Here is an 11,497-nt window from a genome sequence, read left to right on the forward strand (position 1 = left end):
CATGACCACACAGAATCCGATCCAGCCGTTCCACGTCATCCCCGGCGCTGTCGTCAAAGACATCCTCAACGGGCTGCGGCATGCAACCATCGACATGGTGGCGCAGACCTACCTGACCCACGAGCGTGGCGAAACCGTTAACCCCGACAGTTACTTTTTGCGTTTCCCTGCGCAACCGGCGAACCGGATCATTGCGCTGCCGGCGGCCATCGTCGACAGCGAGGGCGATCAATCCGTCTCCGGGATCAAGTGGATTGCCAGTTATCCCGACAACATCAAGTCAGGCATTCCGCGCGCATCTGCCGTGCTGATTCTCAACGACCCGCAGACCGGTTATCCCTACGCCCTGCTCGAAGGTGCGCTGATCAGTGCCGTGCGCACGGCGGCGTCGGCGGTATTGGGTGCCTGGTGGCTGAATGGCCAGAACCGCCACGCGGCGACACTTTCGATCATTGGTGGCGGGGTAATCTCAAGAAATATCCTCGAGACTTTCGTCGCGGACGACTGGTCCTTCGACAGCGTGGGCATTCACGATCTCAACGCCGAATCGGCGCAAGCCCTCGCGGAATTTGGCGAACAACTGGGCCTGCCGGATGTGCGTCTGCTGTCGCTCGAAGACGCACTGACAGCCGACATCGTGGTGTTCGCCACCAGCGCGGGCGAGCCCTACGTAAAAGGCCAGGGCACGTTCCGCCCGGGGCAGATTGTTCTGAACATCTCGCTGCGGGATATCGGCGCCGAAATCATCGAGGAAAGTTACAACTACTTCGACGACATCACCCATTGCCTGAAGGCCAATACCTCACCGCATCTGGCCGAGCAGCAATACGGCCATCGCGACTTTGTCACCGGCACAGTGGCGCAGCTGATTCGCGGTGACCTGCATGTCGCCCAAGACAAACCGCTGATCTATTCGCCATTCGGCATGGGCATTCTCGATCTCGCGATTGGCCGGATGATCCACGACATTGCGGTGGCAGCCGGGACGGCAATTGCCATCCCGTCATTTTTTGGCGAGGAGCGCAGATGGTGAACGCGCCTGTGCACATCGGCCTGATCGGCTGCGGTTCGCGCGGATTGTCGGTATTCGAGCGCCTGTTGAGCCGCGCCGAGGAACGTCCGCAACAACCGGTCGTCATCGACATCTTCGAGCCCAACGTGCTCGGCAGCGGCGCGCACTGGCCCGATCAACCGGACTACCTGTTGCTCAACACCGTCGCCGGTCAGCTCGGGGTATTTCCCGACGCAGCAGCGTTCGGTGATCTGACCGACGCCCGGGAACGACCAGGGCCGGACTTTCTCGCGTGGTGCAGAGCCCGGCGCGTCAAGGTTGACCCCGACAGCGGCCTGCTCGCCGCCGACGGTCGCGACGTCGAGCCGGAGGATTTTCTGCCACGGCACCTGCTCGGCGCTTATCTGGCCGACGCCTTCTCGCGGATCCTCGCGACCGCACCCGCTTGGGTCACGGTCAATCTGAATCGGCATCAGGTCACGGCGGTCGAGCGCAACGAGAATCAGCAATACCTTCTGCTAACCGCCGACGGCGCTGCGGTGACGGTGGATCGTCTGGTGCTGACCGTTGGCCACACCGGACGCCTGCGCCTGGCGGGGCAGAACCGGGTCGACAACGTTTACCCGCTGCCGGGCAGCCTCACCACCGTCGAGCCCGGCGAAACGGTGTTGATCGAAGGGTTGGGCCTGGGCGCCATGGACACCCTGGCGGCGCTGACGGCTGGCAGAGGCGGGATCTACAAACCCATGGCTGATGGCAGTCACACTTACCAGCCTTCGGGTCAGGAGCCGGTGATCTTCATTCAGTCGCGGGACGGGCTGCCGTTTCGCACGCGTCCCAATGGCTTGATCGGCTGCCCCCGCCATAGCGCCGTGCTGCTCACGAGCGAGCGTATCGAATCGTTGCGGGTCAACGCGCACAACCGCCGACTGGATTTCGAACGGGACATTCTGCCGCTGATGCTGCTGGAGATGCGTGCCGCTGCGGTCGCCGTCCTGCATAAACCCTCAGCGCCGCAACAGCTGCTTGAGCAGCTCAGAACCGTCAGCGTTGTCGGCCCTGCCGGTGTGGCCGCTTGTGAAGCCTTGCTGCGCGAGTTCGAAGCGATTGCCGGCGCAATCAGTCCGCTGGAGCTGATCTGCCACGCACTGCCCGACAGCGTGACGCCTTACAACTATCACGCATGGATTTACGACACCCTCGAAGCCGACTTGCATGAAGCACGTCTGGGACGCGGCGCGTCGCCGATCAAAGCCGCCATCGAAGTCTGGCGCGACTTGCGCGACCGGCTGCGTGAGGCGGTCGATTTCGACGGGCTCACCGAAGATTCGCATCGGCAGTTCTATGGCCGCTGGCACAAGGCGATCAACCGTCTGGTCGCCGGCCCGCAAAAGGAGCGCCACGCCGATCTGCTCGCGCTGTGTGATGCCGGTTTGCTGACCTTCCTCAAGCCCGGCTCACGCCCGGCTATCGAACACTTCAAGCGAGTCGCCGGTTACGTCCAGAGCAGCGGCGTCAGCCACAGCGACTGCGCACCTGTGCGCGACCTCGCGCGCCTGGGCCTTGTGCGTCCACGCACCGATGTGCCGGGCATCGACGGCATCGATGTCGACGCGGCGTCCAACCCCAAGTCGAACAGCGGCGAAGCGGTGCGTGACATCTGGGTGCTGGGACCGCTCGCCGAAGGCTCTTGCTATTACAACCACTACGTCACCTCGGCGGGCGCACCTTCGCGGCTGTTCATGGACGCCCATCGAGTCGCCACCGCCATCCTTGAGACAGGAACTCGCGCATGAAACTCTACTATCAGACGCATTCGCCGTACGCCCGCAAGGTGTTGGTGCTGGCTCACGAACTTGGCATCGCATCGAGCCTTGAGGTGATACATCACGAGACCAGCCCGACTTCACCGAACGCGACCATTTACCAGGCCAACCCCTTGGGTAAAGTGCCGGTGCTGATGCTGCCCGACGACACCGCACTGTTCGATTCCATCGTGATTTGCGAATACCTCGATGACCTGAGCAACGGCCGTAAATTCATCCCGGCCAGCGGCCCCGAGCGCTACAAGGCGCTGCGCCTGCAGGCATTGGCGCAGGGCATGTGCGACGTCGGCATCAAGCTGCGCTGGGAAGTCGAGCGGCGCCCCGAGGCTTTGCGCTATCCGGCGTACGCGGACGGCCAGGCCTACAAACTCAAGGAGGCGTATCGCTTCATCGAAGAACACGTCGACCTCAATGGCCCGATCACCGTTGGCCACATCGCCTTGGCGACCGCGCTGGACTGGATCGCTTTCCGTCAACTCTCGGACTTCTCGGCGCAAACACGCCTGAGCGAGTGGTATCAGACGTTCTGCCAGCGCGCGTCCATGCGGGCGACCGAGTACAGCGGACAGACGCACGATTAAGCCAAGGAAACCGCTATGAGCTCTCTCTTGCTGCAAATGTCACCGATCGCGCTGGTGATCGCGCTGATCCTGATCGTCCGGCGTCCGCCGGTACAAGCGGCGCTGGCCGGTGTGGTGCTGGTGCTGGTGCTGTGGGCGCTGGGCGCTGCCGGGCCGGTGTCGGCGGCGATCTCCTCGGCGATTTTTCAGGACACCACGATCCTGTTTCTCAGCACCGCGTGCGTCATCGTCCCGGGGCTGGCCTTCGTCATTCTGGTCGAGCGCGGCGGCGCGCCACAGGCCATCGGCGCGTGGGTCAAGGAACTCGGCTGGACACCCCCGGCGCAGGTGATTTTCATCGTGCTGGGCCTGGCGCCGCTGCTGGAAGCGATGACCGGCTTCGGCGTTTCGCTGATCGCCACGGTGCCGCTGCTGATGGGGCTTTTCACTCGCCAATCGGGGATGAAAATTGCCCTCGCCGGCATGGTCATCATGCCGTGGGGCACACTGGGTCTGGCAACGGTGATCGGTGCCTTGCTGGCACATTTGCCGGCGCAAACCCTCGGTAGCCATTCGGCGCTGATCAGCGCGCCAGTGTTCCTCTGCCTGGCGTCGCTGGCCTTGTGGCAGGCCGGCATCCGCAGGATCACAGCGTGGCTGGGGCTGCTTGTCGTGACGGCCCTGTTTGTTGCCGTGCTGTTTGGCGTCAACCTGTGGCTCGGCCCGGAAGTCTCCGGTGTGCTGGCCGGGCTGGCCGTGGCTTGCGTCGGCCTGGGCATCTCCTGGGCGCAACGGAAAAAACTGGTGCGCTGGCCGAGCGCGGCATGGCCTTATCTGGCCTTGCTGGGAGTGATTGTGGCGTCGCGCGGACTGTTCGTGCTGTCGGGCTGGGATGGCCTGTGGGTTGTCAGGGGCGAACACGTTTCATGGAAGCCGCTGGCGTCTCCAGGGCTGGCGCTGCTGATCGTGACCGTGCTGATGGCGTTCAGGCAAACCGCGGGCGCGGGTTTCTCGTGGCAAGCGCTGTTCAACCGGGCGAAGTTTCCGGTCACGACAATCTTCCTGTTCCTGCTGCTGTCTCAGGTGATGGTCAACGCTGGATTCCTCGTCGAGGCGCAAAGCGCGTTGCAATCCATGTCGGGTATTTCGCTGGCACCAACGATCGCCCTGCTGGCAGGGATTGCCGGCTATGTCACCGGCTCCAACGTCGGCGGCAACACGCTGGTGATGCCGTCCATTGCCGCGCTGAGCAGCGAACACGGGGCGTGGCTGGCGGCAATGGTCAACAGCGCCGCCGGCCATGGCGCACTTGGCTCGCTGTCGATTCTGTCATTGATCACCGGACTTGCCGGGGCCAACCGCCAGGAAGAAAACAGCCTGATCCGCTTCGCCTTCGGTCTGGTGGCGCTGAACATCGTCATAGTTGCTGCAACGGGGATCGTTTTGCTCTACTTTCTGTGAATTGTTTCGAATCATCACAGAGAACTTATGGACAGGTTTGATTTGCCGGACAAGCGCTGGCGGATAGTCAAGGACTGGATTATTCGCCAGATCGACAGCGGTGACCTGGCGGCCGAAGCGAAACTGCCGTCAATCCGCGTTCTGGCGCGGATGTTCGAGACCAGCATCACCACGGTGCAGCGGGCGCTGGCCGATCTCGAGGCCGACGCCTACGTCTCGACGGTGCCGCGCGTCGGCTACTTCGTCTCGGCATCAGGGCGGGCAAAACCGTCCGGCGCTTTCGACTTTTCCAGTGTCACCGTCAACGTCAATCATGCGGTGGTTGCGATGCTCTCCGAGGCGGCCTCGCGCACCACCGCATCGCTGAATTCGGCCGTCCTGCACAGCGATCTCACGCCCAACGTGCTGCTCAACAAATGCCTCTCGGTGTTGGCCGCCAGGACCGACAACGCGCTGAGCGGTCTGGTCGCGCCACCCGGCCTGCCGGCGCTGCGACGGCGCATCGCCGGGCTGATGCTGACCCGCGGTGTAGTCTGCGGGCCGGACGATATTCTGGTGACGTCGGGCGACACCATCGCTCTCGAACTGGCCCTCGAAGCAGTCGCGTCGAAAGGCGCTACAGTCGCCATCGAAACCCCGACCTATTACGGCATCCTGCAGACCATCGAACGCCTGGGCATGCGCGCCCTGCCGATCCGCACCGACGGCCGCACGGGCCTGGATGTCGATCATCTGGAAGAAGCCCTGAAGCAAAAAAAGGTCGCGGTGATTTTTCTCAACCCGACGCTGCAGAATCCGCGTGGCTTCATCATGCCCGACGAAGCGCGCGCGCGACTGTCCAGGATCGCCCGGGAAGCGGATGTGCCGATCATCGAAGACGACATCTTCTTCGACCTGGTGCCCGAAGCTGATCGACCGCGCGCCCTCAAGAGCTACGACAGCAGCGGCCAGACGATCTACTGCTCGTCCTTTTCCAAAACCATCGCGCCGGGTTATCGCGTCGGCTGGTGTCTGGCCGGCAAATACCGCAATGCCATCCTCGCGCAGATGTTTTCGCGCAACCTGGCCGTTTCCAGCCTTGCGCAAAACGTCCTCAATGAATTTATCGGCCGTGGCTACATGGACGAACACTGCGCCAGATTGAGATCGCAACTGTCCTCGCTGGCGAGTTTTGTCGAAGCGCTGGTGCGCACGGATTTCCCGTTAGGGACCGTCTATGTGCCACCGCGCGGCGGCTTCATCCACTGGGTCGAAATGCCTGCACACACCGACATGCCGGCGCTGCAGCAATTGGCCACGGAGCGTGGTTGCCACGTGGCTGGCAGCGGGATCTTTTTCGCCGATGGCCAGGCTTCCACAGGCGTGCGCATCTGCCTCGGCACTGCGCTGACCCCGGCGGTGATCGGCATTCTCAAGGTGATCGCCGAATGCGCCCACCTTGCCGCACGCCCGACGAGCCCGCGGCAGATGCCGACTGAACAGCTGCAAGAGCTGGCAGTTTCCTGACCGACTTGCGCGAGCCTCGCTTATGAATCAGAAAAGAACCCGTATTCGCTTGCCGCATCCCCCGCCGTATCGCCCGAGCCACTGGACATTCTGGCTGACGGTGCTCGCTGGCGTGCTGATTGCCTTAGCCGTGTGTCTTTCGATCTACATGCTTATCGAAAGCTGGATCAGCGGTTCCATCACCACCAACAATCGCGGACCGCGCAGCACCTACACCTTGGCACTGCAACCTCGGCGATACTGGTTCGAGTTCATGTGGCAGAGCTTCTGGACGGCGTTCATGTTGGCCATCGGTGTGTTCGGGCTGTGGATTTATCGCAAAGGACGGGTGCGTGAGCAGAGGTCGAAGGGCAAGCGCACAAGTCAATAGTGCATGCCGCCTTCACAGAGTGTTGATGTAATCGACGGGCAACAAGACTGTATCCACAGCGGCATCCACTGGCAGGGATACAAGAGTGATGACCGGGCAGACGATCATCATGTAACAGATGATCGCTGCCGGCATGCCATCGCTGCCTCCTCCCCGAACACCGAGCAGGTGTAGGCCGCCATCGACCCCTCGGTAATATTCGGCGTCGGACAGACCATCATTCAAGCGCCCGATAAACGTTCCGCAGCCAACCAACAGCAGTGCCAGGCCTATGACACAGCCAATTCGCAGAATCCCTTTCAAAACAGCGCTTCCTTACGTCACAAAATACTGGGCGCGGGATTGTACTCGCGCCTTTCGCTCGTGACTGCTTTACCTGCTGACTCGGCATATCGGTTAAACCAGATTGCCTGTTGCGCGACGGCGCATTCGAACGCTGTCATGTTGGCATTACGCCGCTGCGCGTTGCATGAACTGGAGCGGATGTGAAATGAACTGTCTCTCGGACTTATGTAAATCGTGACGCAGCGCGTCACGAATTCGATCACATTGAATTCGGAACGCACTGCGTTCCGTATGTTGCTCGGCGCCAGTTCCAGGCTCATTCTCGATCCACCTTCGCAAAGGCCGAGCCCTTATGAACAAATGCCTTTCGACCGACCCGGTAACCATTGGCGAATCGTTCATAGAGAACGCAGCCGACGGCTACGCACTCGGCGGCTTCACCTGGCGCCACAGTTCGCCCGATCCACAGCGCCCGGTGGTCGTCATCAACGCCGCCACCTCCGTGCGCTGTCGCCATTACTCAAGGTTCGCAGCCTATCTGTTCAGTCACGGCTGCGATGTGATGACCTACGATTACCGGGGCATTGGCGAATCACGCAGCGAATCGATCAAAGGGCTGCGCGCTTCGTGGACTGACTGGGGCGCTCTGGATTTCGAAGCGATGCTCAAACGCGCGCAGCGGGAGTTTCCCGGTCAGCCAATCGATGTGGTCGCCCATAGTTTCGGCGGTTGCGCGGCGGGCTTGGCGGAGTCGGGCAAGGTGATCCGACGGTTGGTAACCGTCGGTGCGCAGTTCGCTTATTGGCGCGATTACGCCCCTGAACAGCGCTGGCGGATGTTCGGCAAGTGGCATGTGATCATGCCTTTGATGACGCTGCTCTGCGGCTATTTTCCAGGCAAGCGGATCGGCTGGCTGGAGGACACGCCAACCGGCGTAGTCTGCGACTGGAGCACACCCACTGCACGGTACGAGGATCGTCCAAGCGGTCGGGTGCTGATGAAAAAGGCGGGCGCCCTGCCCTTCGATGGCGTCCGCGCGCAGACCCTCGCCATCAGCCTCAGCGATGATCCTTACGGAACGATCCCGGCGATCGAACGCCTGCTCGGCTACTTCAGCAACGCGGCAAAAACCCATCTGCGCATTGCGCCGCAGGACATCGGCGAACGACAAGTCGGACATTTCGGCTTTTTTCGCAGCGCATACCAAGCCACACTATGGCCCATTGCTCTGACCTGGCTGCAGACCGGCGCACTGGCCGCCGATACACCCGGCCGACAAGTGCCACGCAGCTGAGCCCCTCTCAACGCACGACGGAACACATCATGGCCTCCGCCAACAAGCAGCAAAAACGCGCCACCCGGGCCAAAGCCAAGGCCAAGCAGAACCGCACCAAGCGCGCCGAAGCGCCGGTCGAGCTCGACCCGAACGACGACCGCATCGATTTCGAATCGGTGGACCTGACCGAGCTGTTCAAGAAAATGATCGACGCCGAGAAGATCAGCCAACAGGCCATGTGCACCGCGTTCCTTGAAGATCCGCTGCTGGAACTGGTCTATGAGCAGGAAGGTGAGGAAGGCGCGATGGATTTCATCCTCGCAGCGCTGATCGAGTATCGCCAGTGGTCGCAGGAAACCGACGAGGCCGGCGCGCTGGCGTGGATCGAATCTCCGGCATTCCAAGCTGACTACGTAGCGGCATCCGACGCGATCGCTGCACAAACCCAACAGAAGAACTGAGCTCCCATGGCATCCCTGAACAAGCAACAGAAACGCGCCAAACGCGCCAAGGCCAAAGCCAAGCAGATCCGTATGGTCGGGCGCAAACCGCTGGATCAGGACGAAGACCTCGGCCACCTCGCCGAGCCGATCCCGGAATACACCCTGGCGATGTTCAGCAAAATGCGCGATGCCGAAGCCGTCAGCCGCAACGAAATGCTGCTGACCCTGCTGCGCGAACTGGCCTTCATCATCGTCGACCATCCTGAACTGCTCGACATGGAAAACGCCGACAACGAAGGCATGGCCGCCACCCACCTGGCCGCCGACATGCTCATCGACTACCGCATGTGGGCCGACGGCATGACCATCGAACAAGCCCAGGCCTGGCTGAGCGAGCCGCAGTTCATTACGGATTTCGGGGTGGCGCTGGATGCTTATGGGAAGTCGGTAGACACCCAGGAAGGCAAGAGCGAATAAGCCCTTCTCAGAAACAAAAAACGGCCGCTAGTCATCCTTGACAGCGGCCGTTTTTGTTTGGATGACCTAGCTACTCTTTGTCCGGTGACGATGTATATCCCATTGACATATCCCCAGCACGATCTATCCTGAGCTAATCACAGGAACAGACCCGGGAGCTCGAATATGGAGCAGACCACAATTTTCATGAGCAACAGAAGTCAGGCAGTCCGACTGCCAAAGGCAGTTGCGATGCCCGGCGACGTTAAACGAGTGGAAGTCATCGCGATTGGCAGAACACGCGTCATTACGCCTGCTGGAGAAAGCTGGGATAGCTGGTTTGATGGCGACAGCGTCAGCCCTGATTTCATGGCTAACCGTGAGCAACCCACTGAACAGGAGCGCGAGTCGTTCTGATGATCAAGTACATGCTGGATACAAATATCTGCATCTTCACCATCAAGAACAAACCACAAATTGTCCGGGAAGCCTTCAATCGACATTCCGGGCAGTTGTGCATCAGCGCTATCACGCTTATGGAGCTTATTTACGGTGCTGAAAAGTCGGCGGCCCCGGAGAAAAATCTGGCAATTGTTGAAGGATTTGTCGCGCGACTGGATGTCTTGCCTTTCGATAACGACGCAGCCGCACAGGCCGGGATGGTTCGATCTGAACTCGCGAAGGCTGGAACGCCGATCGGGCCATACGACCAAATGATCGCTGGCCACGCACGCTCACTTGGACTCATTGTAGTGACGAACAACGTACGGGAGTTTCAACGCGTTTCCGGTTTGCGAATCGAGGACTGGGTTTAACCTGACTGGAAAGCTCAGAAACAAAAACGGCCGCTAGTCATCCCTGACAGCGGCCGTTTTTACATCACGCGTTACGACTCAGTTCAACACCACCGCACCACGTTTCTCCAGCTTGCGCCGGCGCGACACCAGCAGACCGGCAGCCACCACCATCAGACTCAGCAGGCCCGTGGCAAGGATTTCCACGCGGTGGGCTTCCTGGAACAGCATGATGGTCAGCGCGGCGACGATGAAGATGATTACCGCCCAGGTCAGACCCGGGAACAGCCACATGCTGAAGACGATCTTCTCGCCGCGCGCCATGCGCTGCTTGCGCATGCGCAGTTGCGAGAAGGCGATCACCAGGTACACCAGCAGGGCGATGGCGCCGGAGCTGGCCAGGAGGAATTCAAACACCGCTGCCGGAGCCACATAGTTGGCGAAGGTGCAGAGAAACGCTGCGCCGGTCGACAACATCACCGCCCAGTAAGGCGTACCGCTCTTGTTGGTGCGGGTCGACATGGCCGGGGCGTCACCGCGCTTGCCGAGGGAGAACAGCATGCGCGACGAGGTGTACAGCGCCGAGTTCAGGCAACTGGTCACTGCGACCAGTACGACGATGTCGACGATCATCTTGGCGTTGGGAATGCCCATGCGCTCAAGTACGGTCTGGTAGGAACCGAGGTTGGCCAAGGTAGAATCGTTCCACGGCACCAGCGCAACCACGATGAAAATCGACACCAGATAGAACAGGCCGATCCGCCAGATCACCGAGTTGGTCGCCTTGGAGATCTGCTTGCCTGGGTCCTTCGATTCCGCCGCCGCGATGGTGACGATCTCGGTGCCCATGAACGAGAACATGGTGGTCAGTATCGCGCCCAGCACAGCGCCCATGCCGTTGGGCAGGAAGCCGCCACTGTCGAACAGATGCGACACACCGCTGACCTGACTGGTCGGCAGGAAACCGAAAATCGCTGCAAGGCCGAGGCCGATGAAGCCGATGATCGCAAGCACCTTGATCAGGGCGAACCAGAACTCGAACTCACCGTAATTCTTCACGCTGAACAGGTTGGTCACGGTCAGCAGCATGGTGATCACCAGCGCGAAAGCCCAAATGTCGACACCCGGGAACCACGCATGCAGGATGGTCGCGGCGGCGTTGGCTTCCAGCGGAATCACCAACACCCAGAACCACCAGTACAGCCAGCCGATGGTGAATCCGGCCCAGTGACCGATCGCGCGATCAGCGTAAGTCGAGAACGAACCGGTGTCCGGCGAAGCCACGGCCATCTCGCCGAGCATGCGCATCACCAGCACCACCAGAGTACCGGCAGCGGCGTAGGCCAGCAGCACGGCCGGGCCGGCGGCAGCGATGGCGTGGCCGGAGCCGACGAACAGACCGGCGCCGATCACACCGGCGATCGACAACATGGTCACATGACGCGGTTTGAGCCCCTGTTCGAGGCCAGTGGAGCTTGGGGTACTGCTCATAGAGACTACCTTTGCAA

The 11,497-nt window shown here is 61.1% G+C and carries 14 protein-coding genes; 11 read left to right on the forward strand and 3 right to left on the reverse strand.

Translation table 11 applies throughout. The features are described 5' to 3' along the window. Position 1 precedes the first annotated feature (1 nt). The 6 genes from sbnB to J2Y39_RS20260 are packed head-to-tail and all read left to right on the forward strand — an operon-like array spanning position 2 to position 6,735. Entirely contained in the window at positions 2-1,033 is a 1,032-nt protein-coding gene (gene sbnB, locus J2Y39_RS20235; RefSeq protein ID WP_041477521.1) for a 2,3-diaminopropionate biosynthesis protein SbnB, read from the forward strand. Then, entirely contained in the window at positions 1,027-2,808 is a 1,782-nt protein-coding gene (locus tag J2Y39_RS20240) for an FAD/NAD(P)-binding protein (RefSeq protein WP_310219361.1), read from the forward strand. Before sbnB ends, J2Y39_RS20240 begins: the two co-directional genes overlap by 7 nt. Beyond that, on the forward strand, positions 2,805-3,419 hold the full coding sequence (locus tag J2Y39_RS20245; protein ID WP_095181070.1) for a glutathione S-transferase family protein: 615 nt from the start codon (positions 2,805-2,807) through the stop codon (positions 3,417-3,419). Before J2Y39_RS20240 ends, J2Y39_RS20245 begins: the two co-directional genes overlap by 4 nt. Positions 3,420-3,434: 15 nt before the next feature. Beyond that, positions 3,435-4,859, forward strand: a complete 1,425-nt coding sequence (locus J2Y39_RS20250) for an L-lactate permease (protein WP_310219362.1) — start codon at positions 3,435-3,437, stop codon at positions 4,857-4,859. 27 nt (positions 4,860-4,886) lie between these two features. After that, complete coding sequence (locus J2Y39_RS20255) at positions 4,887-6,365, forward strand: PLP-dependent aminotransferase family protein (protein ID WP_310219363.1); 1,479 nt, start codon at positions 4,887-4,889, stop codon at positions 6,363-6,365. 22 nt (positions 6,366-6,387) lie between these two features. Continuing rightward, on the forward strand, positions 6,388-6,735 hold the full coding sequence (locus J2Y39_RS20260) for a hypothetical protein (protein WP_310219364.1): 348 nt from the start codon (positions 6,388-6,390) through the stop codon (positions 6,733-6,735). A gap of 12 nt (positions 6,736-6,747) precedes the next feature. Here the strand turns inward: J2Y39_RS20260 and J2Y39_RS20265 are convergent, their stop codons facing one another. Both J2Y39_RS20265 and J2Y39_RS20270 read right to left on the reverse strand, forming a co-directional pair. Further along, positions 6,748-7,038: a YceK/YidQ family lipoprotein gene (locus tag J2Y39_RS20265; RefSeq protein WP_252868627.1), complete on the reverse strand. Its 291-nt coding sequence runs from the start codon at positions 7,036-7,038 to the stop codon at positions 6,748-6,750. A 17-nt stretch (positions 7,039-7,055) separates the two neighbouring features. After that, entirely contained in the window at positions 7,056-7,340 is a 285-nt protein-coding gene (locus J2Y39_RS20270; RefSeq protein WP_133337418.1) for a hypothetical protein, read from the reverse strand. Between the two features lie 32 nt (positions 7,341-7,372). Between J2Y39_RS20270 and J2Y39_RS20275 the strand changes: the two genes are divergently transcribed. The 5 genes from J2Y39_RS20275 to vapC all read left to right on the forward strand — a co-directional run bounded on the left by J2Y39_RS20275 (position 7,373) and on the right by vapC (position 10,010). Continuing rightward, the gene (locus tag J2Y39_RS20275; RefSeq protein WP_310219365.1) at positions 7,373-8,314 is read left to right on the forward strand and encodes an alpha/beta fold hydrolase; all 942 of its coding nucleotides are present in this window, start codon (positions 7,373-7,375) and stop codon (positions 8,312-8,314) included. A 29-nt stretch (positions 8,315-8,343) separates the two neighbouring features. Continuing rightward, positions 8,344-8,757 carry a hypothetical protein gene (locus J2Y39_RS20280; protein ID WP_016772137.1) on the forward strand — a complete coding sequence of 138 codons (414 nt, stop codon included), beginning with the start codon at positions 8,344-8,346 and terminating at the stop codon, positions 8,755-8,757. 6 nt (positions 8,758-8,763) lie between these two features. Further along, positions 8,764-9,216, forward strand: a complete 453-nt coding sequence (locus J2Y39_RS20285; protein ID WP_310219366.1) for a hypothetical protein — start codon at positions 8,764-8,766, stop codon at positions 9,214-9,216. A gap of 165 nt (positions 9,217-9,381) precedes the next feature. Next, on the forward strand, positions 9,382-9,612 hold the full coding sequence (gene vapB, locus J2Y39_RS20290; RefSeq protein WP_024011210.1) for a type II toxin-antitoxin system VapB family antitoxin: 231 nt from the start codon (positions 9,382-9,384) through the stop codon (positions 9,610-9,612). Further along, positions 9,612-10,010: a tRNA(fMet)-specific endonuclease VapC gene (vapC, locus tag J2Y39_RS20295; protein WP_016772140.1), complete on the forward strand. Its 399-nt coding sequence runs from the start codon at positions 9,612-9,614 to the stop codon at positions 10,008-10,010. The genes vapB and vapC overlap by 1 nt, the downstream gene beginning before the upstream one ends. 78 nt (positions 10,011-10,088) lie before the next feature. On the opposite strand, the gene gabP is transcribed toward vapC, so the two are convergent. Further along, positions 10,089-11,480: a GABA permease gene (gene gabP, locus J2Y39_RS20300; protein ID WP_150637946.1), complete on the reverse strand. Its 1,392-nt coding sequence runs from the start codon at positions 11,478-11,480 to the stop codon at positions 10,089-10,091. Positions 11,481-11,497 lie beyond the last annotated feature (17 nt).

Origin of the sequence: Pseudomonas sp. 2957, from assembly GCF_031456345.1 — a bacterium.
Taxonomy (GTDB): domain Bacteria; phylum Pseudomonadota; class Gammaproteobacteria; order Pseudomonadales; family Pseudomonadaceae; genus Aquipseudomonas; species Aquipseudomonas siliginis.